This is a genomic window from Steroidobacter flavus, assembly GCF_042651805.1.
In the GTDB taxonomy this organism is placed as follows: Bacteria; Pseudomonadota; Gammaproteobacteria; order Steroidobacterales; family Steroidobacteraceae; genus Steroidobacter; species Steroidobacter flavus.
The window spans coordinates 439875-463916 of the sequence record NZ_JBHSDU010000014.1; the positions used below are offsets into that span (position 1 = coordinate 439875).

Consider the following 24042-nt stretch of genomic DNA (forward strand, 5'->3'; position numbering starts at 1 on the left):
ATTTCGGTGACTGAATGGCGCCTTCGAGCCGCTATTTGTAGTAGTTAGCGCATCTCAGAGTCACAGCGCCGCGTTTATCGCCGCGTATGAATCGATGCACGCGCGTTCATTTTGTTTGTTCGGCTGCCACGGCCCGTGCTCCATGCCGAAAATGAAGTCGCGCCCGCTCTCACGCATCTTGGTCGAGATGTGTTTGAAGACATTGCCGTAGTTTATTTCACCGGTGCCCGGCCACAGCCGTCCCGGCACGTCGCCGATCTGGAAATAGCCGATCTCACTCCAAGTCTGATCGATGCTCGCGACGATCGATCCTTGATTCTGCTGCAAGTGATACATGTCGAAGAGTATCTTGCACGCTGGACTATTGACGGCACGACAGATCGCATAGGCCTGATCGGCCGTACGCAGGAACAGGTCGGGCGAGTCAGCCAGAGGCTCCAGGACCATCACCAGATTCTCGCGCTCGAATATTTCGACGCCCGCGCGCAGTACGTCGATGGTGTTTGCGGTCTGTATGCCGATCGGTAATTTGCGCTCGAAAACACCGGGGACCACCGTCATCCATCGGGCATTGACGCGCTTCGCGACCGCGACTGCAGCTTCGCAGGCCTTCGCGAAGTTCCTCCGATTGTCTTCGTGACCCGTGGTGAACAGCTTGTTCTCGTTGCCGCCAACTGCAACGACAAACACACCCAGCGACATGCCGAGTTGCTGCAGAGTGCGTGCAATCGTTTCCTGTGTGGCAGTCGAGCGCTCCATCATCCCGTTGTCTTCGACTACCGTGAACCCCTCGTCCGCCATGAACTTCAATTGATCGACCAGGCTCTCGCCTGCATGGGCGACGAACTGACCGAAGTGCGGAGCGAACTTGAGCTTGAACTTGCGCTTCGGTGGCGCGGCGAACAGCGCTGGGGTCACGCCCAATGCAGCGGTACTCAGCGTGGTATGCAGAAGAGAGCGGCGTGTGATCATGGCGTTAGCGAAACCGAACCCAGTCCACGTCGATGGGCGCGGCTCCCACCTGCATGACGAAAAGGTCGTGGACACCGGTGGGGATGTTTTTCGCGACGGCACTTGCGGTGGTCCAATCAGCTCCCGGGGCGACTTCGACGCGGCCGATCACGGGACCATCTTGTTTGTTCGCGCGAATCTCGAGCTGTCCTCCGGCGAGCGCCTTTGCACGCACTTCAACTGTCGCTTGGGTGCCGCGACCGAAATCGACCTCGTTGAATCGCACCCACGATTTCGCATCGCTGAATGAGGTCTTCCAGCCTGCGTGCGGATTGGACTCATCCAGGAATGAAACCGCGACACCGGCGCCGCTGGTCGCACTGTACCGATCGATCTGTATCTCACGGCTTGCGTTCACGAGACCGACACCGCGCAGCGTTGGCACCACCTTCCGGATCGTCCCGTCGGCTTTGAAAAACAATTTATCTGCCCGGATCGCCCGGTTTTTGTCGAACGCGGGCGAGAGGTCCTTATCGTGATAGAAGAGATAGGACTGCCCCAGATAATCGACAATGGAATGGTGCACGGTCCAGCAGCCGCTCTGCGCCTCGTCGAGAATCACGCCAGCCTGCTTGAACGGCCCCAGGGGAGACGAGCTCGTTGCATATTCGAGCCGTTCCGTCTTGTTTTCCACATGCGGATAAGTGAGGTAGTAGATGCCATTGCGCTCGAACGCGAACGGTCCTTCCAGGAGCCCCTGGGTCGGCAGATTGTCGATCACCTTCGGCTCACCCTCGATCTCCATCATGTTCGGCTTCAACCTGGCGACGAAAATCTTGTTCAAGGAATAGTACAGATAAGCGCTGCCGTCCTTGTCGATGAGCACTGACGGATCGATTCCGTCGACGCCCGCGATAGGTGTTGCCATGGGCTTGAACGGCCCATATGGCTTGTCCCCAACCGCCACTCCAATTTTGAATCCGCCGCTCTTCGCGATCGCGGGAAAGTAGAAATAGTATTTGCCGTCTTTGAAAACGCACTCGGGCGCCCACATCGCGTAAGCGCTGGGATTGGCCCACTCTACCGCGGTCTGCGAGACGATCGCGCCGTGATCTTGCCAATCCGTGAGATTCTCGGACGAGAACACGTGATAGTCCTCCATGACAAACCAGTTCGGCTTGCCCTTGTATTCTGGCGGCGCCTTGATGTCGTGCGAGGGATAAACGTACACCTTCCCTTCGAATACGCGCGCGGTCGGATCGGCGGTGAACTGATCCATGATCAACGGATTGGTGGCGAAAGCCGCGGTCAGGGGCAGCATTCCCGCAACACTGGCGAACAAGGCGTGACGTGAAGCAAATCGGCGTTTCATTGAAGTAGCGACCTCAGCGCACATTGCCCTGTTCCTCCAGCGCGATCACCGCGATCGAATGCGGCGGCAACTTCAACGTAATCTTGCCGCTGCTCGCCTTTGCTTCGTACGGCTTGGGTGCGACCGTGGTCGGCGACGCGAAGGTATTCACGCTGTCGATTTTCGGTGCCGAGAGAATCCTGCCCGCAGCCCGCTTCGCGCGAGTGGGGATTTCCAGCTGCGCCGGGGCGGAGGGATCGATGTTGGTGACGGACAGCCAGGTCTTGCCGTCCTTGCCTTTCGCGGCAATCGCGTCGACCTTTGGCAGTTTGATAGCGCCGTTCACGTAGGTGCCGGCGTCGAACGCAACCGGAACAAACGTTGCGTCCTGGAAAGGAACATACATATGGAAGACGTGATAGGTCGGCGTCAGCACCAGCTTGTCCTGGTCCGTCAGAATCATGGCCTGTAGCACGTTGACCATCTGGGCGATGTTCGCCATGCGCACCCGGTCGGCGTGACGCGCGAAGATATTGATGTTGAGCGCAGCGATGATGGCGTCGCGCACACTGTTCTGCTGTTCCAGGAAGCCTTCCTTGCTACCGGGCGTCGGCGCGAGCCAGGCGCCCCACTCGTCCACGACCAGCGCAATCTTCTTCTCCGGATCGTACTTGTCCATGATCGCTTCGTGCGTGCGAAGCAGCTCGTTCATGCGCAGCGTGTACTTGATGAGTGTGGCGTACTCGGAGGTGCCGAAGCCGGTCGCGGCGAACTTCGGCGGAAATCCAGCACCGACCGTGTAGTAATGCAAAGAGAGCCCGTTGAAATCCCAGCTCCAGTTGCGCTCCTTCCAGGCCTTCATCACCGCTTCGGTGTACCCGGTCTCCGCGCTGTCGGGGCCCACAGCGATCTTCAACGCAGGATGCCGAGCGTTGTAGTTGCGGGTGTAGCGAGCGTAGATGCGCAGCTGAGCTGCGTATTCCTCCGGCGTCATCGACCCGCCGCATCCCCAACTCTCATTGCCAAGACCGATGAATGAAATGCCATAGGGCTCGGGATGACCGTTGGCCGCGCGCTGTTTCGCCAGCGTGGTCGGCTGATCGGTGGTCATGTATTCGAACCAGTCCGCGGCCTCTTGCGGAGTGCCCGAGCCGACGTTGACCGATATGTACGCTTCGGCGCCGATCTGCTGCACGAAGTCCATGAACTCGTGCGTCCCGAAGCTGTTCGGCTCGATCACGCCGCCCCAGTTGGGATTGAGCGTCGCCGGGCGGTCCTGCAGCGGACCGATGCCATTGCGCCAATGATATTCATCGGCGAAGCATCCGCCCGGCCAGCGCACGTTCGGCACGCGCAGCTCTTTCAGCGCGGCCACCACGTCATTGCGAATACCGCGCGTATTCGGAATGGATGAATCCGGACCGACCCAGACGCCCTCGTATACGCCGCGCCCCAGATGCTCGGCGAACTGGCCGAACAATTGCCGATCGATCTTCGCGCCCGGCTTGTCACTCTCGACTTTCAGCGCGATCGTCTGCGCGTGCGCCACACCGACACACATCGCTGCACCGATCAAGAACGTTGACAATGCGGACTTCAGATTCATTGCGACCTCGACTTCCTGCTCAAACTTTGTCTTCGAGAACGGTGGTTTGATATCACAGCGGCAGCGGAACGACCTGAGTCGTCGTGAACGCCGCCGATTGCCCTGGCACACCAGACGCCGGCTGTCCCGATCCGATGCTCACGCGGTGCTCACCTGCAAAAATCTGCCGCGCCCCATCCCGAGTCACAAAGCTCAGGTCGCGTGGCGTCAACTCGAACGTGAGCGTTCGTTGCTCGCCCGGCTGAAGCTCGAAGCGTTGCACGCCTCGCAAGGCAACGCGCGGCGCTCCTTCGAAGTCCGGCGGATCGAGGTACAGCTGCGCCACTTCTTCACCCGCACGGCTGCTCGTGTTTCGAATCGTGGCCGTGACGCGCAGGCCGCGCTCCGCCATGCCGTCAACAGCCTGGATGTTCAAGGCGCCATATTCAAACGTCGAATAGCTCAATCCGTAACCGAACGGATATACCGGCGTCCCGGCAAAGTACCGGTACGTGCGACCTTGCATCGAGTAGTCTTCGAAGGGCGGCAGATCGGCGACGCTACGATAGAACGTCAATGGCAATCGTCCCGCCGGATTGGTCTTGCCGGAGATGACATTACCGATGGCAAGTCCCCCGGCCTGTCCCGCATACCAGGCCTCGAGGACTGCGGCAGCGTGTTCCTTGGGCCAAGACAGATCGAGTGTGCTGCCGTTCATGAGCACGACGATCAGCGGCCTGCCCAGCGATTTCGCCAGTTCCAACAGCCGGCGTTGATCGGCGAGCAAGTCGATGGAGGTTTTGTCGCCGCCGGAGAATCCCTCCAGCTCGACCTTCATCTCCTCGCCTTCGAGATTGGAGTTCAGGCCAACGGCGGCGACGATCACGTCCGCTTGCGCGGCGGCAGCCCGGAGTTCAGCCTCAGGCTGTGTGGACACCCGTTTCCACAACACCTCCACGCCGGACAACAACAGCGCGTCGGCGGTGACGCGAATCGGATAGCGCTGCCCTTTCCGTAGCTCCAGTGTCGTCATCTCGGAGCGAGTGCCCCACGGTTGGTGGTGATGGCGCGCGAGCACTTTGCCATCGAGCATCAGCTCTGCGTTGGGACCGCCGAGGCCGATCCGATAAGTGCCGCTCTCCGGCGGCACGACGAAGCCCGTCCACACCACGCGATAGTAATCCGACAGTTGTGCGTGCTCATTACCGCGCATGGCGATGCCAGGCTCGACGCGGGACACCGCCGGCTTGTTCTTGAACTTCACCGTGCTTGCGTGCTCGGCAAATGCCGCATGAGAAACGTAGCGTTCGGGCTGAGCTCCCTCAGCGTCGTAATACTCCGCCAGCAATCCAGGCTCGCCGCGCGGCGAGCGTAACGCCGATGTGGGAATCGGGTCGCCATCGGTGATCGAAGCCGCGCCCGGCACCAGCGTGACCGTCGCCTTTGGCAAAGCACGATGCAAACCCTCGACGAGCGAGACCGGAGGACTCGACAGCGGCGATGAATAGTTCCCGCGCAGGACACGCGTAGCATCGGCGTGGGGTCCGATGACTACGATACGCTCTGTGCCTTTCAACGGCAGCACGCCGTCGTTCTTCAACAGCACCAGAGATTTCTCCGCACTCTTCAATGCAAGCGCATCGCGCTCCGGTGTGGTGACTGGCGTGGGCTGCGTGTTGATGGCAGGTCGTCCAGCCAGTCCTGGAAGATCGCCGTTGCGGTATCGAGCAGAGAACAATCGAATCAGCGCTCGATCGATATCCTGCATGCTGAGCAACCCGCGCTCGTAGGCCTGCTTGTAGCGGCCACCGAGGCCGCCGATATCGAACAGCGTGGCGTTGCTGCATTCGTTGTCGACCCCAGCCTTGAGTCCAGCGGCAACACCGGACACGGCATCCGGTGCGAACTTGTGATTGTCGCTGATGTCCTTGACGGCGTCGCAGTCGGAGACGACGTAGCCCTCAAACTTCCAGGCATCGCGCAAGCGATCTTTCAATAACAGGTCGCTGACGCACGCCGGCTCGCCATTGACGCGGTTGTACGCGCACATGATCGATCCCGCCTTGCCCTCGACGATCGCCGCCCGAAACGCAGGGAGGTAAGTATCTTCGAGATCGTGCGGAGTCACGAACACGTTGGCTTCGTGACGCGTCGACTCCGGACCGCTGTGGACCGCAAAATGCTTGGGAGACGCGACCACATCCGGACGCTCTGGATCCTGGCCTTGCATACCGCGCACGTACGCCACACCGAGGCGTGCCGTAAGAAACGGGTCCTCACCGAATGTTTCCTGTCCCCGCCCCCAGCGCGGATCGCGGAAGATATTGATGTTGGGCGACCAGGTGTCGAGCCCGGTGCCGATGCGCCCCAACCGTCCCGTTTTACGCCCCAGTGCATGCAGAGCGCGCACCTCGACGCTGATCGCGGCTGCAACGTCCTTCACCATGGCCTCATCGAACGAGGCTGCGAGCCCGATCGGTTCGGGAAAATTCGTGGTCGGCACCGGCCCCAACGCCCCGTGCAACGATTCCGTCCACCAGTTGTAAGCTGGGATCTTCAGGCGCGGAATCGCTGGCGCGGTATTGAGCAGCTGCTCGACCTTCTCATCCAGTGTCAACTGATCGACCAGCGCCCTCGCCTTTTCATCGGCTCGCGAGCGAAGCGATGCGCCGCCCGTATCCGACGCCAATGCCACTGCGCTCACACCGAACGCCACACACATGGATAAGAGACGAGCCGAGACATCGCGCAAAGTCATGCTGCTCCCTTTCACTCACGCACCTCGTAACATCTGCATCACTCGTGCGCGAATCTTTTGATAGTTGTCCGGCTGCAACGGCCCGAGCACGCCGTGCTGATCCGCAGGCAGATGCGCCAGCGGATGCCCGTGCGTCCGAAACACGAAATGGTCGAAGAACGCTTTCCATGCCTGGCGCTCGGCGGCCGGGCGCTCTGCAATGGCAATCAGGCTCAGCAGCATTGCAACGGCGGGCGGATCGCGGCCTGCGCTGAATGCATCCCACCAATAGTTGACCAGCACGTTGAACGAGGCCGTCGCCTCGACCTGATGCCACCATAGCTTGGGCACGTAGATGCCATCGCCCGGAAACAGCTCGGCCACCAGCGCTTGATCTCGAATCTCGCGAAAGCGCGGAAATCGCTCGTCATCGGCAGGCGCGGACGCCGCGAGGCTCACCGGCTGGCCCGCCATGGTGTGATCGATGGGACCGATGTAGAGCCGGTCGATCGTCTCTGGAGCATACAACGTGAACCGACGCGTGCCTGCGACGACGCAGGCGATGTTGTCCATCGTGTCGTAGTGAGCCGAAACGTTCGATGCGTGGCCGAGCCAGATGCGCGGAGCGACATTCGCCTTCAACACAGTCAGCGGATTCTCAACAGCAAAGCCCGGCAGATATTGTTCGGTCGGGACCGATCCCATATACATCGAACGGCCGTTCGGGTTTGCCGCCGTGGCCACGATGCTATCGAGCGCATCGGTGAACCGCATTCGAGCCCGTGCAAAGTTAAAGCCGCGAAGATCTTCGCTGTAGAAATACCTGCCGCCAATCCGCGGCTCACCGACGAAGACCTCCGCTTCGCCGCCCGCGTCGAAGCGCGATAGATAGTCTCTGAACTGAGTCGGCGAGCGCTCACTGGCCGCCACGGCTGGCCACGGACTGACCAGGCCTCGAATCACCACCGGCCGGCACGGCTCCGCAACGTCGCGCAGGAACGCGGCGGGATCGCTGACATCCCGAGCCGCAATCTGTTTGGGGGACAGTGGCATGTCAGTCAGCGGCAGCCGGCCTTGAAACAAAGGTTGGCGCCGAAGAACGGCAGCACGTGATTCTGGAATCGATCGGCCAGCTTGTTGGTATGGTCACCAGGGTACACCTCGAAGGTGTTCTTGATGCCGTACGCTTCGAGCACGTCATGGAGTTTGGCGGTATCGGTGCGCAAACCGTCCTGGTCGCCGACGTCGATGGCGATCGCGTCGTAGCGCCGGATGTTCCCTATATATTGATGAATGAACGCGAGCGGTGCATTGGCGGCCCACCTCGCCAACACATCGGCCTGCGCCTCACCCGCCTGAGTGGGCAAATCCAGGAACAGCGGCGGGTTTTTTGGATTGGGCGACCAAGCAGCCGCAGCTGCCAGCTGTGCTCGCGCGAAGAACGGCAACTTGGCGGAGTCCGCGGGACTCTTCACCTCCTCCAGCGCTTTACTCATCTCGGCATTGCCGGGCCCGACCGACCGCGGCGAAAGACAGCAAGGGCTCATGATGTAGAGACTGCCGAATACATCCGCATGTTTCATTCCGATTCGCGTCGCGCCGTAGCCGCCCATCGAATGACCGGCGAGACCGCGGCTGCGTCGCTCGGGAATCGTGCGGTAGTGAGCGTCGACGTACTCGACCACGTCATGGGAGATGAAGCTTTCGAAGTCTCCGGTGGTGATCGAGCCCGAATACATCGAGCCGTTGTGAAGAGTCTTCGAGTCTGGCAGGACTACGATCATCTCCCTCGCAGCCCCGGCAAACGCCCCTTCTATGGTTTGCGGCACATGGATCTCGTGCGACCATTGCTCGGCACCGATCGAATACCCGTGCAGTGCATACACCACCGGATAGCGTCGAGCTCGCTCTTTCGCATAGCTGGGGGGCAGGAACACGAGCACATCGCGTTCAGCGGCATTGCCCTCCAGATTTCCCTCCACCGAGCCGGCGTGAATCTTGATGGATTCGAGCGTCACCGGCTTGGCGCCGGCCACCACGGGCGGCGCTTCCGTCTTCATCTGCGCGAGCGCAAATTGAGCAGGGAATGAACTGATCAGCAACGACACCAGGAGGCAAACAGCTTTGTTCGTCATCATTCGATCTCGTCAACTCCGGGCTTTGCGGCTCTTGAACAGTCGGGGCGCATAGTCCTGCAACGCTCGCCGCCAGGTCTGCCACTCATGATCGGTGCCCTGCGACTCCACGTAGACGTGCTTGATGCCCGCTGCGTTCAGGCCTTCATGCAGCCCGCGAAGGCCGGCGAGGAAGCGCTCGTTCTCAGCCGTGCCGACACCGAGCCAGAGCACGTGCACCTGTCTGGCGAACGCGGCCGGGTCGGCGAACACGCCGTTATAGTCGGTCTTGGGATCGAACTTGCCTGAGCCCGGCGCCAACAACCCGCCGGCGCCACTGAATCCGCCGATGTGAGAAAACAGGTCGAGATGTCTGAGCGTGATATGAAACGTTTGCATCCCGCCCATCGACAATCCCGCCATGGCGCGGTTATCCCGATCGGTCAGCGTTCGGAACGTTTTGTCGATGAAGGGAATCAGCGCCTGGGTCATGTCGTCTTCGAAGGTCGATGCCATGTCCTGCATGGCCTTCAACATTTGCGGAGAGCCGAACGTCATGGCGGCGGCGTCGGGCGGAGCCTCACCGGCTCGCCGCGCGTAGCCATAGGCCATCACGACGATCATGGGCTCGGCCTCGCGCGCGGCGATCAGATTGTCCAATATGACGTTCGCGCGGCCCTGACGAATCCAACCGGTCTCGTCCTCGCCGCCGCCATGCTGTAAATAGAGAACGGGGTAACGCGTTGTTGTTTGCGAGTCGTATCCCGGCGGCAGATACACCAGCGCATGTCGCCAGCTCCCCGTGATCTTCGAGTGGTACCACACCTCACGCACCTGCCCGTGAGGAACGTCCTGGATGGAATAGTAAGTGGAACCCGGCTCCGGAATTTCCACCGCGCTCGCATGACGTGAGCCGCCGAAGAAGGCGTGACTGCCCGGATCGGCCACGTCGGCGCCGTCGATGACAACGGTATAGTAATGAAACCCTGGAACCAGCGGATCGGTGGTCACGGTCCAGAAGCCGTCGGACTGCTTCTGCATATCTATCTTCGGACCATTCCAGAAGTTCAACCTGACCTTGGTGGCATCCGGTGCCTGCACGCGCACCTGCACCCGACCGGCATCATCGATGCGGGGATACTGAGCATCCCAGACATTGGTGCTCGCCGGCCGAAAGCTCCCCTCCGACTGAGCCAGACAAACATTCGCCACCAGGGCGCAAACGATCGCCGCCATCCACTTCATGAGTTCCCCCAAACGTCCTTCAAACACCGGCCAGTTTCCGATTGCGCAGATGCGCCAAGACCGCCAGCTGATTCAGCGAACCAGCAATGGTGTACGCCAGATGCAAATGACCGCTGCGGAACAAACGCTGGACGTCACCATCTCCCAGCTCGCGCAGCGAATCCCGGCTCACCGTGTACAGCCCCTCCAGCCTCAACCGTTCGCCATCATCAAAATTCAGCGACACGTCGATGGGCTCGAGCAGCTTCAGATTCACCAGATCGCGCACCAGAAGCGCCGTTTGCTCGATGCCTTCGTGCAGCTGTCCCAACACTCGCTGGATCTGGCGCAGCGACGGGCTCGGCTGCTGTGCCTCGTCGAACAGCGGCTCGCCTTGCGTCTCGCTGAACCTGGGATGACCCCGATCGATAGCGATGCGTTCGCCGGAGATAAAGAATCCATCGCGCTGAAGGTTGAGCGGCTCGAAGCCGCCGCGCTCCTCGGCGCTCTTCAACGCGCCCTCGCCCGGATTCAAGCCGAGCACCGCGCCGGCGTAAAACGCACCCGTCGCGACATCCTTGGAGAACAGAATCGGACAAGCGATGGCGGCGGCGACGAATTCACCCGGCACGATTTGAACGAAGTGCGGCTCGGCGCCCGATCTGGGTAGCAGCCGCAGATGCGCATGATCCTGTGGATTGAGCAGCTGGTGAGTCGTCATGGAGGTCGATTCCCTCATACCGGCTGCAAGCCCTGCTGAACGATCCTGCGGATCAGATCCCGATGGCGCGGCAACCCGGAGCGCAGCTTTTCGATTTGCGAAGAGTTCTCGCGCATCGCGCGCTCGGCGGAATGGGCCCCACCAGCCACGATCTCAGGCTCCACCTCGGTGCGAAATCCCATGCCGTACAGCACATACTGATAGCTTGCCGCGGGGAACACTTCTTCGATGCGATCGAATTCATCGTGATACCAGGGTGATTGATACCGCCACAGCAACAGCAGGTGCTGCAGCCGTTCCGGAATCGTTTCGGGCAGACGGTTGTCGCGCCAGAACGCACTGTCATCGCGTTGGGTGAGCGCATAGTGAAGCTTCAGAAAATCGATGATCCTGCCCCACCGGTATTCGGTGGTGTTGTTGAAGCGGGCGGCGATCACATCCATCACTTCGCGGCACACCGGCATCTGTTCGGCAATCAGCTTGGCCGACATTTCTATCAGCACGATGGCCGACGCTTCCAACGGCTCCAGAAACCCGGCCGATAAGCCGACCGCCACGCAATTGCGCTTCCAGAAGATCTGCCGATGACCGGAGCGGATCGGAATCCGACGCACCGGCAAGTCCTTGCCCGCCGCGCCGAGATAGTCCCGCAGCTCGCGCTCCGCATCGTCGACGGAAATGTGGCGGCTCGAAAATACGTGCCCCACCCCTCGCCGTGTCGGCAAGCCGATGTCCCAGATCCAACCGGCGGATTGCGCTGTCGAGATCGTATGAGATGCGATCGGACTCGTATCGGTTGCGTACGGCACTTGTATGGCCAGCGCGGTATCGCAGAATAAAACGTCGCTGCAGTCGACAAACGGAACACCGAGTGTTTCGCCAATGAGCAGCGCTTTGAAGCCCGTGCAGTCCACGAACAGATCGCCCTCGATCTCGCCAGCCTGCTCGGTCTCGAGGCTGCGGATGTCGCCGCTCTCGGATAAATTCACACGCTTCACATCCGCCAGCACATGACGCACGCCGAGCTTCTCGCAGCAGTGCTTCTGCAGGAATGGCGCGAACTTGCCGGCATCGAGGTGATACGCGTAATTAGCGACCGCATCGAACTCGGCGGTAGCAATGGTCTTTGGCGCAAGCCCATCGTCGCAGATCCGGCCTTGCGGACACACGGCATCGCAAAAGCTGCGCCCGTCATTTCTGGCGAGCCAGTGCGGCACCAGGTTGATCTGAGAAAAGCTCTGCGGAAGCATCAACGGATGGTAGTAACCATCCTGCTTCTCACCCGTCGTCCAGCGCGCAAACCAGGCGCCTTGCTTGAATGCGGCGTCACATTGCCGGAACAGCTCGGTCTCGGAGACTCCGATCCGAGACAGCGTCGTTCGCAGCGTTGGCCACGTCCCTTCGCCCACGCCGATGATGGGAGTATTCGGCGACTCCACCAACGTGACACTGAAGTTCGCCGGAATTCGGCTGCGGTGCCTGGCGGCGATCACTCCCGCCGCCAACCACCCGGCAGTGCCGCCGCCCACGATCACAACCTTTCTGACTGCTTGCACCATCGCTCAATGACTCATGGCACGCGTCGATCTCGAAGATCCAAAAAAAAGGGGGAGGTGCCGTCAAGGGGATTGTCTGGTCGACCCCTCCCCCTGCCGATATCACATCCGGAACCGGGCGCCCAGCGCGTAACGCCGACCGTAAGCGAACACGTCGAGCAGCTGATTGTCGAAGCGACCGTGCGTGCTCTGCGTTTCGTTGGTGACGTTCAACGCTTCGAAGAACACGTTGAGCTGATCGGTCAGCTGATAGCTGGTGCTGAGATCGATCTGCAGGCTCGAGTTCACGAATGTCGGCTCGGCGCCGAACTGCGAGTTGTTCTGGTTCTGGCCGAATTGCAGCAGATACTCATCGCGCCAGTTCGCAGCGACACGCACCTCGAAGCCATTCTTGTCGTAGAAGCCGACGAAGTTGGCCGAGTCCGCCAGGCCCGTCACAGCAAATCCGCTTTGAGAAATGTCGTAGCGGTTGTATGGCTTGTCGGTATCGACCAGCGTGACGTTGGCGTTGAAGCCGAAGCCCGTGTCTCCGAATACGTGCTGCCACGCGAATTCGAAGCCATCGACGGTCGCATCCGGCCCATTGACCCGCTGCGAAACCGTATAGACGGCCGGCTGACCGGTGGTCGGATCGATCACGTTGTTGATGGTCTGACGCTGCGTGCCCTGGACGATGAAGTTGGTCACATCCTTGATGAAGTAATTCACCGAGGCGTACGAGTTCTGCTGGTAGTACCACTCCACCGCAAAGTCGAAGTTATCCGACAGATAGGGCTTCAACGCGGGGTTGCCGCCGTTGGCAGTCAGCGCGCCCACTCGCGGCAAGGCCCCCACGTTCAGCACGGGAGTCAGGAAGTTGATCGCCGGCCGGGTCAGCGTGCGCGAGGCTCCGAAGCGCGCGTGAACATCGGGCGTGATCTCGAGCTTCATGTCAAGGCTCGGCAACAAGTACGAATATTTGCTCTTGGTCGTGATCGGTTGCGTTGCCGAGTACGTCGTCGACAGCAGCGTGGGATCCGCCGCGCTCTGCGTGAGCAGAATGGGCAAGCGACCGACGCCCGAGGAATCGACGTGAGTGCGCTCGTTACGCACGCCCGCGCTGAAATGGAACGGGTGACCGGCGAGATCGACCTCGAAAGCGGCGCGAACGAATGCCGCCCAGGTCTTCTCCTGGATATCTTGAACGCTGCCGGGATCGAGCGCGAGATCGAGCGAGCCGGTATAGCTGCAGCAGTCGTAGTTGAAGCCCGGAATGTTCGTCGCTTGCGGATTCCCCAACCCTTCGAGATACGAGTACAGGCCGCGCGGACTGTACATGAGCAGTTGTGGCGGCAACGCTCCGCCGCCGGAAAATCCCGGGATGAAACTCGACGTGTTGATCGTCCCGCGATACAGATTCGTGGGCACGATCACACCCGAGGTGCGACCCGAGGGCGTGCCGTAGCCTGACCACGCCTGCCAGAAATTATTGGAGAACGTGTTGCTGTTCTGGAGCGTGAAGTTGTCGTCGACATAGGCGGTCCCAGCATCCAGGCGCACGTTCTCCTGCTTCCAGGTCGCGGTGATGCGAGCTTGTTTGAGCGTGTCGGAGTTCTTCTGCGCCGTGCGCACCAGCACGTGAGAGCCGATGACCGATGGATCGAGATACCGCGAAGGATCGCCGGCGGGGCCGTAGGTCGTGAGTTGCGGCAGCGTGTCGCTGCTATCGCCGGTCACGCGCACGCCCAGAGACGTGCCGAGCGAACCGCCATAGCCGATGTCGGCGCCGTCGCTGCCCTGCCCGTCGGGATTCTGCTCGCTCTTGGCATACGACGCATCGATGTCGAAGCTCAGATTGTCCGAGGCGTCGATCTTCAGATTGATGCCGGTCTGATTGGTCTCGAGCAGGTTGGTGGCAAGACCCGCGTTCAAATCCATCGGCGTGCCCGCCTGGACAAAGTTGACGACCGTGCCGTTGTCATCGAGCTGCACATTGCGCAGGTCGTTCAAGCCGAACCACAACGCGAACCCGTAGGTTTCCGTTACGAGCTTCTGCCGCGAATAGTTGTCGTCGACCGTGAGCAACATGCGCTCGGACGGGCGCCACTGGAAGGCGATGCGGCCATCGATTCGCTCATCGTTGACCTGCGCCTGTTCGGCGCCGTATTGCTGCTGCCACCAACCAACGACGGTCTTGTTAGCATCCGTCAATTGCGCGGGCGCACAGCTCGGCGTCAGCTGACAGGGAGCGAAACGACCGCCTTCCCAGCCGGAAACAAACACGCGGTTGCTGTCGGTGCTGCGCTCGGTGTAGATCGCGTCGACCAGAAAGCCCAGCGTTTCGTCGGCGAATGTATTGCTGAACAGCGCGCCGACCGTTGGCTTGATGTCACCCGCCTCGTCCTGCATCGATCCCGATGCGCTGGTTACAAAGCGCGGACCGGGCCGATCGAACGGCTTCGGAAACGTCACATTCACGGTCGCGCCGATCGAGCTGCTGGACAACGTGATATCCGGCGTCTTCATCACGCTCAGCGCGCCGACGAAGTCCGCGCCGACGGTGCTGAAATCGACGGCACGGTTGCCGGAAGCTGTGGAAATGCGTCGCCCGTCGTACAGCGTTTCGTTGAAGTCGCCGCCGAAGCCACGCACGGTAATGCCCTGTGGCTCGCCACGCGTGCCGGCGCGCTGAATCGAGACGCCCGGCACACGCTGCAACGAGGCCGCGACGTTCGAGTCTGGAAACTTGCCGATGTCCTCGGAAGAAATCACGTCGACCACACCGGTCGCCTCGCGCTTCATGTCCAGGTTTCGTTGCAGCGATTCTCTGATACCGGTAACAACCACTTCCTCGAGTTCACTGGTATTACCGGTTGAGGACGAACTCTCTTGCGCCATGGCTGGCGCAGAGCTTGCTAGCGCTAACAAAATTGCGGCGCGTAAAACGCCGTTCCCGGTCAACGACTGCATCGATTGTTCCCCCTAAGAGTCCCACCCTGTTAGCGGGTGTGGTCAGTGGCGTACTTATCACCGCGACGCCAGTTGCGTCAATACTCGGACAATTGTGTTCGCTGAGCGGGACCATACACCCTTTCACAAATACAATCTACTTCATTACTGAAAGCGCATGCCTTTGGCATCGATGCACCGGCTGCGGCGATCGAGCACGCAGTTTTGATTCCAGGTAACCGGTGGCACGAGAAGATTTATAATGCGGCCATGAACGCACGCGAAACCAAACAGCGCAGCTACAGCGCACCCGCCCTTGAAAAAGGCCTGGATATCATTGAACTGCTGGCGGCGCGCGGCGTGCCGCTGACAATGTCACAAATAGCGGGCGAGCTCGGCCGCTCGATCGGCGAAGTGTTTCGCATGATTGAAGCGTTGATACGCCGCGGCTATATCGCCCCGGCGGAGTCGGGTGAAGGACTCGAGCTCACCAACAAGCTGTTTACTCTCGCGCTTGCGCGTGCGCCCGCGAGGAATCTTCTCGAATGTGCACTGCCCGAGATGAGAAAACTTGCGCGCACGATCGGCCAATCCTGCCATCTCGCCGTGGCGAGCGATGAGCAGATGGTCGTCATTGCCCGGGTCGAGGCACCGGGCAATGAAGGTTATTCGGTGCGGGTCGGCAACCGCCGGCCGCTGGTTGCATCTACGTCTGGATTGGTGCTCTACGCATTTCAACCTCCAAGCGTGCGCACGGAATGGCGCAAGCGTCTCGCATCCACTGTGAGCAGCAAGGCATGGAAGGCGTTCGAGGAACGAGCCGCTGCGGCACGGACCGCAAAGCACGTGCGGGCGAACAGCGATGTCACCCGGCACATCGTCGATCTGTCCGCACCCGTCATGTCAGCCGATATGGTGGCCGCGGCGTTGACGTGTCCCTACATCGAAACCCCGAAAGCCCTCCCCTTCAAAGAAACCATCGTTGCTATCCGGCGAGCCGCGGAAGAAATTTCCGCGCAGCTCACTCAGCCTTCTGCTGTTTGAGATATGCAATCACGTTCGCGAGATCCGCATCGCTTGCCAGCCCCGGAAAGGCCATCTTGCTGCCCGGCACGAGCTTGTCCGGGCCCTTCAGATACTGCTTGAGGGTGGCTTCGTCCCACGTAAGACCGGACTTCCTCATCGCCGACGAGTAGCGATAGCTTGGATAAGTTCCTGCAGGCCGGCCAACAACTCCGTTCAACACGGGCCCAACGCTGTTCTGGGCGCCCGCGCCGACGGCGTGACACGCCGAGCATTGCGCGAACACCGTAGCGCCCGCCGACGCATCACCGTCGGCCCATGCTGAAGACATCAATGCCAGCGCAGCCAGGCCGGCGATCGCCAATCGTTTCACTTTGAGCCTCTCTCAATCAGTCACCAGGCGCTCGGGCCGTTGCAAGTACCGATCCTTGAGTGTATCGGCGAGTCTATACGCCAGGGCGCCGACCGGCCCGGTCGGATTGCGTCCCGCGTTCTGTGGAAACGCGCTCGATCCCACCACGAACACATTGGAAACATCCCAGCTTTGCAGGTATTTGTTCAACGCACTGGTGCGCGGATCGTCGCCAAACACGGTGCCTCCGGTGTTGTGCGTGGTCTGGTACGGGACGATCGAGTAGCGCCCGCGATCGCGTCGACTCAACACCTGTTCCGCTCCCATCTCCTTGGCAATGTTTGCGCAGATGCCCCGCGCGAATTCCATTTGCCGGAACTCGTTCTCCTGCCAGTCGAACGTGAGCCGTAGCATCGGCCGGCCGAACGAATCGGTGTAGGTCGGATCGAGATCCAGATAATTCTGACGATAGCTCATCACCGAACCTTGGTTGCCCACCGAGGTCATGCGGTGGTAGGTCTCGACGACCGCTTTCTTCCATCCCTTGCCCCACCGCGGCGACCCGGGTGGAGTGGGATGCCGCTGGATCGGCGCGCCGCTGTTGCTGCCACTGCTGATTCCCCCGCCGCCAATGAAGCCGAGCTTTGCGAAGTCCGGGTTATCGCTGTTGAAGTCATCGATCCAGGTACCGAGCGCACCCGAGCCCATGAAGGGATTGAAATAGGTGTCCTGGGAAAACAGCGCTGCCACGCCGCCCATCGATTGATAGGCGTAGTTTCTGCCCACGACGCCGCTGTTGCGCTGGAAGTCGTAAGGCTTGCCGATCTTCGAATGCAACATCAAATGCACGTTGCCGAAGACGTACGCCGCCAGGATCACCAGCTCCGCGGGTTGCTCGAACTCACGCCCGCCCGCATCGAGGTAGGTGACGCTGACAGCGCGCTTGCGCCGCGAATCGAGGTTTACCTTCATCACATAGGAGTTGGTGCGCGCTTCGAAATTCGGATTCTTGTGAGCGAGCGGAATGACGGTGAAGTGTGGGCTCGCCTTCGCATTCGCCTCGCAGCCGAAGGCAGTACAGAAGCCACAGTAATGACACTGCCCCAGCGCCACCCCATCCGGGTTCACATACGCGCGCGATGCGTTGGAGGCTGGCACCGGGAACGGGTGATAACCCAGATTACGCGCGGCCTTCTCGAACAAAACCATGTTGTGCGACTGAGTCAGCGGCGGATTCGGAAATTCGTTCGCTCGTGGCGCTTCGAAGATGTTTCCGCCATCGATCTTCTTGCCTTGCAGGTTGCCGGCTTTGCCGGACGTGCCGCAGACCTTCTCGAACTTGTCGTAGTACGGCTCGAGCTCGTGATAGTCGATGGGCCAGTCCTGCAGGTTCATGTCGGCCGGCACGATGCTCTTGCCATACTTCGCCACGGTGCCGGAGTACATCTTGTGCTCCCACTCCGTCCAGCGCCAATGCAGTCCAGACCAGTGGGTGCCGGCGCCACCGACGCCTTCGCCCGGCAAGAACGAGCCGAGCTGACGCATTGGCAGGCCCCGCTGCGAAGGATCGTTGCGGAAGGTCAATGTTTCCTTGCGCAGGTTCTGGATCAGCTCGTGGCGACGCGAATAGCGCAACTCGTCGTGAACCTGGGGGGCCATGAAATCGGGATTGGTTGCCCGCGGTCCACCGCGCTCGAACGCAACGATCTTCAATCCTGTCGATGCGAGCTCCTTGGCGACGATGCCGCCGGCCCAGCCCAGGCCGACGATCGCGATATCGACGGGTTTCAGCTTGGTGGCCATCGTCACAACAGGTCCTGAATGCTCATGGGCTCGGTCATGTACTTCTTATTGCGGTACGCCTCGATCTTGTCCGCGTACATCGCGCCGATCCCGGGAAAGCCGATCATCTTCCACGACGCCTTGCCTTTATTGCCACCGTGCAGCGGATCGGCGAAGTAGCCTTGCATGGTGAGGTCGTACAGCAGATTGAAGAAAATCGCGGTGGGCACGGTAGGCAACTGAATCTCGCGCTTTTCCAGCTGAGTCAGTACGGCGACCCGATCCTCTTCGGAGAGTGCATCGAACGTGCGTTTGTATTTGTCACGTACGTGAGCATTCACATCGAGAATGCCGTTGCGAATGAGCTCGCTCGGGGTCATGCGCAACTGATAGCCCTGCTCCGGCGTGCCTTCGATGAACGGCCCCTGCAGATACATGCGGTCGCCGCGGCCGTAGCCCGAGTTCAATTGACGATCGATGAACACAGCGACGCCCAGCTCCAAGGCACCGGGCCCGACCTCATCGGCCGGAATGAGTGTATCGATCGCCGCTTCGATGAACGCGGCTTCATCGCCATTCAAGAATTCATACACGGGCACCGGTTCATCGGCGGGGCTCGCGGCCTTGGGCGCCGGGTGATGCATGGCGCCCATGGCATTCTCGGCGGCCGCGCCACCGACCGGCAAAACGCCCGACGCAGCACCAGCGCCGAAGAGCTTCAGCCATGCGCGCCGATTCAGCTTCTTCGATTCGGCATTGTTTTCTTCAGACATCCTTATAGACCCGTTTCGATGCATCGATGCGCGTGAACAGGGTGGCGGCCACCAACGAATAACCGGCAAGCACGAAGAACGCGGTCGTCCAACCGCTGGCGGTCACGATATAACCCGTCATGGCGGCTGCAATGGCGGCGCCCAGATTGCCGAAGGTGTTCATCACTGCGGACACCGAGCCTGCATACACTCCACCGATGTCCAGCGTCACCGCCCAGGAAACGCCCACGGTGAGTTCGATACCGAACACTGCAAGCGCGAAGTAACCGACGCTGACTAGCGGATCGTTAGCCAAACACGCGAGTGGAATCGTCACAGCAGCGATCAGGAATCCCGGGATCGCCACGACACGACGCGCGAACTTGAGATTGCCCGTGCGCTTCAACGCCAGATCCGAGAACCAGCCTCCGCAAATATCCCCAGCAACGCCAGCAAGCAGCGGCAGACTCGCGTAGATGCCCATCTGCTGCAGCTCGAACTGCCGCTCGGCGTGCAGATATTTCGGGAACCACGTGAGAAAGATTCCGATGTCATAGCCGTAGCAGAAATACATCGTAGACAGCAGCCACATCTGAGGACTGCGCAGAATTTGTCGCCACGGCACGATCTTCGATCGATGGGCGGTGTTCCCCAGAGCATTAGCGATCAAGTCGCGCTCGGCGGCGTTGACCATGCGATGTTCGTTCGGCGAATCGCGATAGAACCAATACCAGATCGCGGCCCACAACAAGCCGAGCACCGCGAAAATATAAAAGGGGGCCCGCCAGCCATAGTGAGCAATGATGAAGACCACGACGATCGGCGTGAGCGCGCCGCCCAGTCGTGAGCCGGCGTGCGTGATGCCTTGGGCGAAACCTCGCTCCGAGGGCAGCATCCAACGCGACAGCGATCGGGTCGCGATCGGAAATGCGCCCGCCTCGCCCATACCAAACAAGAATCGGCAGACGATCATCGACGTCGCCGACCACGTGAGCGCGGTGGCCGCGGTGAATGCCGACCACCATGCAACGATCGCAGGCAGCGCACGCCGAGGACCAAAGAGGTCTCCGAGCCAACCGCCAGGGATCTGAAACAGCGCATACGACAATTGATAAGCGCCGAGAATCCATCCCATCGTGACGATGGAGAAACCGAACTCCTCCTGGATCGAAGGCACAGCGGCCGAGATCACGACTCGATCGATGTAGGTGATCATGTACGCGGCGACAGTGAGCCACAGTACGGTGTGGCGTACGCGCGTGGGCGCGATCGCCACGGCGTGATCCACCGACGCGGCGACCGGTTCTACGATGGCCGCATCACCGTTCGCCATGTTCGACACCGTTCGTTCGACCCTTGCATTCGTTTGCAGCACGGCCCGTGCAGATCGACCAAATAGTGGGTACCGACTTGCCCGCAACGTAGACCGAGTGAATCGTTCGGGTGTTGCGAATGTCCGCGAGCGGATCCGCATCGAGCACGAGCAGATCGGCGTTCTTGCCCGGCTCGATCGTTCCCAGATCTTTCGCGCCGATCAACTTCGCGTTGGTGCCGGTGGCTGCGGTGAGAGCCTGCAGCGGCGACAATCCCGCTTGCACCATCAGCTGCAACTCCCAATGAAGAAAGTGACCGGAGAAACGCCCGGAGGGGCCGCTGTCGCTACCGACGCCGTAAGGCACGCCCGCTTCGATCTCGCGCCGGGTATTCTTCAAAGCGATATCGAGCACGCCCGGGTACTGACTGAAGTGCTTGCCTGCCGCCAGTTTTTGTTGACGCTCTGGACTCTTCAACGTCGCCAAGGCGGCTGGCGTGATCGAGCGATTGAAGAAAGGATCGTCGAGGAATGGCAGCTGCGTGTAAGTGAACGAAGCTTCGCGACTGAGCGTCGCCGCCATCTGCACGGTATGGTGTCGCTTCATCTCATCCAGTAGCGCTCGATCGACGGGCAGATCGCGCACGCTATGCGCGAAGCCGTCCACGCCTTGCGACGCGAGTGTCTTCGCGTTCTCGAGATAAAAGATATGAGCGATGGCGCGCAGCCGATGTTTGTGCGCCTGATCGATGATGGCCTGGCTGATGTCCGGCGGCATGCGGGAAGGCAGGTCGCCGAACTCGTCATCGACCCAGAGCTTGATGAAGTCGACGCCCTTCGCCACCTGCTCGTCGACGGCCTGGCGCGCCTCTGCCGCGGTAGCCACCGGTTTATTCAGTCCGGCCACGCCGCCATAAGAGCCTTTGAACACCAGCCCTTGGCCAGACGTATACATGCGCGCCATATTCGTCTGCACTTTGCGCTGATCCGCGCGGATGCCAAATATCACATCGGTGTCGGTGCCAAGAACCTGTACCGCGGTTACACCGTAAGCCGCATAGATGCGCAGCTGTTGTTCCACCAGCTCACGCGAGTAGAAATTGACGTCTTGAGTGAGGTCGTGAACCAGACCGACGTGCACGTGGTTGTCGATGAGACCGGGAAGAACAAACTTCCCGCTCAGATCGACGACGGTTGCGTCGCTGGGAAGTTTCAAGTTCGAGCGTGGCCCCACCCATGAGATGCGACCGTCGTCGAAAATCAATGCCGACGCCGGCACGGACGCGCGACCGGTGCCATCAATAAGAGTGAAGTTAGTGAGCACTGTCGGCGCGGCCTGTGCCACGGACAGTGCTGCCAAGCTGACGAACGCGGCAATGACACGGACTGCTAGCTGCACTCATCCCCCTCCGCTACCCGGCGCTCGTGGCGACGCCTGGGCAGCCTATATCCTATATCATATCGGCATCATCACGGGCTGATGACCCAAAGTCAAATGGTATCGGTATCAAATCTGGAGACGCCGCTCCAGAGTCGGCGTGGGGATACGGCGGGCGGGCGTTATTCGCGGGTGAATTTCACGAGGCGCTGATACGACTTCTCGAGGTGCGCACGCATGGCCGCTTCGGCCTGGTCGGGATCGCGCTGTTGCAGAGCCTTGGTCACCAGGGTGTGCTCGGCCACCGCTTCGTTCGTCACCTCGCGGTGAAAGCGCAGCCGAAAGATGTGCAAGTGAATGTGCAAGCGGCTGAGCGATTCGACGATCAGATTGTTATTGCTGCCGCGGGCGATCTGTTCGTGAAATTCCGCATCCTGATCGGCGAACTGATCGTAGAGAGTGCGCGACTGCGCCGCTTGATCCGGATTCATCTCGAGCGCCAGTCCACACAGATCGATCAAAGCCTTATCGCTCATTCGCTCGGCCGCGCAGCGTGCCGCGTAAGGCTCCATCAGCAAGCGGATTTCAAACAGCTCTTCGAACTGCTTGCGATTCAACGTCGGCGCCGTGCAGTAGCCGATGAAACGTTGTTTGGTCACGAGACCGTTGGCCTCGAGCATGCTGAGCGCTTCGCGGATCGGTGTCTGCGAAATCCCAAATTCGCGCGCCATGCTGTCCACTGAGATGCGCGTGTTGGGCGGAATCTTCAGCGACATGATGTCTTCGCGAATGCGGCTGTACGCATCCTCGACAAAGCCGGATGCGCGCTTGATCTGGCGTGGGTTCTCCGGCGCAGGCGGAGCTGACACCCCTCGGGAATTCTTGGTTTCGATACTCATAAGGACTGGCAATGCAGGTCATCGGCCACCGATATGGCCGCATTGTCGTTCACCGTGCGTGGCAATTCTATCATATATGATATAGGATGCCATCCGACGGGACGGTCTATCGCCCTCCCATAGCGAGAGCTTTATGAGCCTATTTGGCGCCATGCGGCTGCCTAGATCCGTGCTATTCGGTTCCGGTCAACGACGTGCGCTGCCGGCGGTCGCCCGTCAATTCGGCCAGCGAATCTTGATTTGCACCGATCCCAGGCTCGGTGCGGATCGAGAGATCAAAACGCTTGCGACCGAGCTCGAGCGCCTCGGGGCGACAGCACTCGTGTATGACCGCACCCTCCCCGACCTGCCTACTGAATCCATCATGGATTGTTTGCGCACGGCGGCCTCGTTCATGCCCGAAGCGATCATCGGCATGGGCGGTGGCAGCTGCATGGACATGGCCAAGGCTGTGGCGACGTTGGTGACTCACGGCGGCGAGCCGTCCGACTACTACGGCGAATACAAAGTCCCCGGTCCGGTCATTCCGCTGATCGCAGTCCCTACGACGTCGGGCACTGGATCGGAAGTGACACCGGTATCTGTCGTTTCAGATACCGCGAGGGGCACAAAGATCGGCATCGCAAGCCCGCATCTCATTCCGCAAGTTGCGGTCTGCGATCCCGAGCTGACACTGACTTGCCCACCCGCGCTGACCGCATGCTCGGGCGGTGACGCACTCACGCACGCCATAGAGTCTTTTACTGCTTTGGCGCGCCCCGCAACTGCCGATCTAACATTGCAGCACGTGTTTGTCGGCAAGAACGCGCTCTCCGATCATTTCGCTCTGCTCGCGATCTCCTCGATCTGGAAGAGCCTCTATCCTGCGTACGTGAACGGCAACGATTTGCGGGCGCGCGAGAGCCTGATGATGGGCGCTCTTGCCGCAGGCTGCGCATTTGGAACCGCGGGAACCGCCGCCGCACATGCAATTCAGTACCCGGTCGGAAATGCCACGCATACCGCACACGGTGACGGTGTGGCGTCTTTGTTGCCGTATGTAATGGAGTTCAATCGGCCTGCCTGTATCGAAAGCTTTGCGCAGATCGCGCGCATGCTGAGCCTGGGCGACGCCGCCAGCAGCGATGATGATCTGTCGCACGTTCTCATCGACGAAACTGCGCGATTGCTCGCGTCAGTTGGCATCCCTCGTACGTTGAAAGATCTCGGACTGGCCGCTGATCAGCAACAGTGGACTGCCGAAAGCGCCATCGCAATTCAGCGACTGGTCAAAAACAATCCGCGCTCGCTGGACTTGTCTTCCATGCAAGCCATCACTGCCGCCGCCTATTCCGGCGATCGAGCCGCCTTGCGTCACGCCTGATCCCGAATCGATGC

The 24042-nt window shown here is 60.5% G+C and carries 18 protein-coding genes; 2 read left to right on the top strand and 16 right to left on the bottom strand.

The genetic code is table 11. The features are described from left to right. Positions 1 to 60: 60 nt before the first annotated feature. The 10 genes from ACFPN2_RS24690 to ACFPN2_RS24735 form a co-directional block, all read right to left on the bottom strand. The gene (locus ACFPN2_RS24690) at positions 61 to 972 is read right to left on the bottom strand and encodes a hydroxypyruvate isomerase family protein (RefSeq protein WP_380601570.1); all 912 of its coding nucleotides are present in this window, start codon (positions 970 to 972) and stop codon (positions 61 to 63) included. Between the two features lie 4 nt (positions 973 to 976). Next, complete coding sequence (locus ACFPN2_RS24695) at positions 977 to 2272, bottom strand: family 43 glycosylhydrolase (protein ID WP_380601572.1); 1296 nt, start codon at positions 2270 to 2272, stop codon at positions 977 to 979. Positions 2273 to 2336: 64 nt separating this feature from the next. Then, entirely contained in the window at positions 2337 to 3908 is a 1572-nt protein-coding gene (locus ACFPN2_RS24700; RefSeq protein WP_380601574.1) for an alpha-N-arabinofuranosidase, read from the bottom strand. Positions 3909 to 3960: 52 nt separating this feature from the next. Then, a complete protein-coding gene (locus ACFPN2_RS24705; RefSeq protein ID WP_380601576.1) occupies positions 3961 to 6645 on the bottom strand; it encodes a glycoside hydrolase family 3 C-terminal domain-containing protein in 2685 nt (894 codons plus the stop codon). A 15-nt stretch (positions 6646 to 6660) separates the two neighbouring features. Then, positions 6661 to 7677 carry a cupin-like domain-containing protein gene (locus ACFPN2_RS24710; RefSeq protein ID WP_380601578.1) on the bottom strand — a complete coding sequence of 339 codons (1017 nt, stop codon included), beginning with the start codon at positions 7675 to 7677 and terminating at the stop codon, positions 6661 to 6663. 5 nt (positions 7678 to 7682) lie between these two features. Beyond that, entirely contained in the window at positions 7683 to 8762 is a 1080-nt protein-coding gene (locus tag ACFPN2_RS24715; protein WP_380601580.1) for an alpha/beta hydrolase, read from the bottom strand. 9 nt (positions 8763 to 8771) lie between these two features. Then, complete coding sequence (locus tag ACFPN2_RS24720; RefSeq protein ID WP_380601582.1) at positions 8772 to 9983, bottom strand: alpha/beta hydrolase-fold protein; 1212 nt, start codon at positions 9981 to 9983, stop codon at positions 8772 to 8774. Between the two features lie 19 nt (positions 9984 to 10002). Then, positions 10003 to 10683 (bottom strand): SapC family protein, encoded by a 681-nt coding sequence (locus tag ACFPN2_RS24725; RefSeq protein ID WP_380601584.1) that lies wholly within the window; start codon positions 10681 to 10683, stop codon positions 10003 to 10005. A 14-nt stretch (positions 10684 to 10697) separates the two neighbouring features. Then, entirely contained in the window at positions 10698 to 12242 is a 1545-nt protein-coding gene (locus ACFPN2_RS24730; RefSeq protein ID WP_380601586.1) for a tryptophan halogenase family protein, read from the bottom strand. Between the two features lie 99 nt (positions 12243 to 12341). Beyond that, entirely contained in the window at positions 12342 to 15188 is a 2847-nt protein-coding gene (locus ACFPN2_RS24735; protein ID WP_380601588.1) for a TonB-dependent receptor, read from the bottom strand. A gap of 249 nt (positions 15189 to 15437) precedes the next feature. On the opposite strand from ACFPN2_RS24735, the gene ACFPN2_RS24740 reads away from it, so the two are divergent. Beyond that, positions 15438 to 16211: an IclR family transcriptional regulator gene (locus tag ACFPN2_RS24740; protein WP_380601590.1), complete on the top strand. Its 774-nt coding sequence runs from the start codon at positions 15438 to 15440 to the stop codon at positions 16209 to 16211. Here ACFPN2_RS24740 and ACFPN2_RS24745 read toward each other — a convergent pair. From ACFPN2_RS24745 to ACFPN2_RS24770, 6 genes are all read right to left on the bottom strand, one after another. Next, positions 16189 to 16563 carry a c-type cytochrome gene (locus tag ACFPN2_RS24745; protein WP_380601592.1) on the bottom strand — a complete coding sequence of 125 codons (375 nt, stop codon included), beginning with the start codon at positions 16561 to 16563 and terminating at the stop codon, positions 16189 to 16191. The genes ACFPN2_RS24740 and ACFPN2_RS24745 overlap by 23 nt on opposite strands. A gap of 12 nt (positions 16564 to 16575) precedes the next feature. Then, complete coding sequence (locus ACFPN2_RS24750; RefSeq protein ID WP_380601594.1) at positions 16576 to 18345, bottom strand: GMC family oxidoreductase; 1770 nt, start codon at positions 18343 to 18345, stop codon at positions 16576 to 16578. A 2-nt stretch (positions 18346 to 18347) separates the two neighbouring features. Next, complete coding sequence (locus tag ACFPN2_RS24755) at positions 18348 to 19097, bottom strand: gluconate 2-dehydrogenase subunit 3 family protein (RefSeq protein ID WP_380601596.1); 750 nt, start codon at positions 19095 to 19097, stop codon at positions 18348 to 18350. Beyond that, positions 19090 to 20409 (bottom strand): MFS transporter, encoded by a 1320-nt coding sequence (locus tag ACFPN2_RS24760; protein ID WP_380601598.1) that lies wholly within the window; start codon positions 20407 to 20409, stop codon positions 19090 to 19092. Before ACFPN2_RS24760 ends, ACFPN2_RS24755 begins: the two co-directional genes overlap by 8 nt. Then, a complete protein-coding gene (locus tag ACFPN2_RS24765; protein ID WP_380601600.1) occupies positions 20396 to 21787 on the bottom strand; it encodes an amidohydrolase family protein in 1392 nt (463 codons plus the stop codon). Before ACFPN2_RS24765 ends, ACFPN2_RS24760 begins: the two co-directional genes overlap by 14 nt. 161 nt (positions 21788 to 21948) lie before the next feature. Continuing rightward, positions 21949 to 22635: a GntR family transcriptional regulator gene (locus ACFPN2_RS24770; RefSeq protein ID WP_380601602.1), complete on the bottom strand. Its 687-nt coding sequence runs from the start codon at positions 22633 to 22635 to the stop codon at positions 21949 to 21951. A gap of 163 nt (positions 22636 to 22798) precedes the next feature. Between ACFPN2_RS24770 and ACFPN2_RS24775 the strand changes: the two genes are divergently transcribed. Then, complete coding sequence (locus ACFPN2_RS24775; protein WP_380601604.1) at positions 22799 to 24028, top strand: iron-containing alcohol dehydrogenase; 1230 nt, start codon at positions 22799 to 22801, stop codon at positions 24026 to 24028. The last annotated feature ends 14 nt before the right edge of the window (positions 24029 to 24042 follow it).

What these genes read in the sequence shown, in the direction of transcription:
- ACFPN2_RS24710 (WP_380601578.1), bottom strand. Translation starts at nt 7,677, where the DNA reads ATGCCACTGTCCCCCAAACAGATTGCGGCTCGGGATGTCAGCGATCCC.
- ACFPN2_RS24750 (WP_380601594.1), bottom strand. Translation starts at nt 18,345, where the DNA reads ATGGCCACCAAGCTGAAACCCGTCGATATCGCGATCGTCGGCCTGGGC.
- ACFPN2_RS24705 (WP_380601576.1), bottom strand. Translation starts at nt 6,645, where the DNA reads ATGACTTTGCGCGATGTCTCGGCTCGTCTCTTATCCATGTGTGTGGCG.
- ACFPN2_RS24755 (WP_380601596.1), bottom strand. Translation starts at nt 19,097, where the DNA reads ATGTCTGAAGAAAACAATGCCGAATCGAAGAAGCTGAATCGGCGCGCA.
- ACFPN2_RS24720 (WP_380601582.1), bottom strand. Translation starts at nt 9,983, where the DNA reads ATGAAGTGGATGGCGGCGATCGTTTGCGCCCTGGTGGCGAATGTTTGT.
- ACFPN2_RS24700 (WP_380601574.1), bottom strand. Translation starts at nt 3,908, where the DNA reads ATGAATCTGAAGTCCGCATTGTCAACGTTCTTGATCGGTGCAGCGATG.
- ACFPN2_RS24760 (WP_380601598.1), bottom strand. Translation starts at nt 20,409, where the DNA reads ATGGCGAACGGTGATGCGGCCATCGTAGAACCGGTCGCCGCGTCGGTG.
- ACFPN2_RS24775 (WP_380601604.1), top strand. Translation starts at nt 22,799, where the DNA reads ATGAGCCTATTTGGCGCCATGCGGCTGCCTAGATCCGTGCTATTCGGT.
- ACFPN2_RS24730 (WP_380601586.1), bottom strand. Translation starts at nt 12,242, where the DNA reads ATGGTGCAAGCAGTCAGAAAGGTTGTGATCGTGGGCGGCGGCACTGCC.
- ACFPN2_RS24690 (WP_380601570.1), bottom strand. Translation starts at nt 972, where the DNA reads ATGATCACACGCCGCTCTCTTCTGCATACCACGCTGAGTACCGCTGCA.
- ACFPN2_RS24740 (WP_380601590.1), top strand. Translation starts at nt 15,438, where the DNA reads ATGAACGCACGCGAAACCAAACAGCGCAGCTACAGCGCACCCGCCCTT.
- ACFPN2_RS24695 (WP_380601572.1), bottom strand. Translation starts at nt 2,272, where the DNA reads ATGCTGCCCCTGACCGCGGCTTTCGCCACCAATCCGTTGATCATGGAT.
- ACFPN2_RS24715 (WP_380601580.1), bottom strand. Translation starts at nt 8,762, where the DNA reads ATGATGACGAACAAAGCTGTTTGCCTCCTGGTGTCGTTGCTGATCAGT.
- ACFPN2_RS24725 (WP_380601584.1), bottom strand. Translation starts at nt 10,683, where the DNA reads ATGACGACTCACCAGCTGCTCAATCCACAGGATCATGCGCATCTGCGG.
- ACFPN2_RS24735 (WP_380601588.1), bottom strand. Translation starts at nt 15,188, where the DNA reads ATGCAGTCGTTGACCGGGAACGGCGTTTTACGCGCCGCAATTTTGTTA.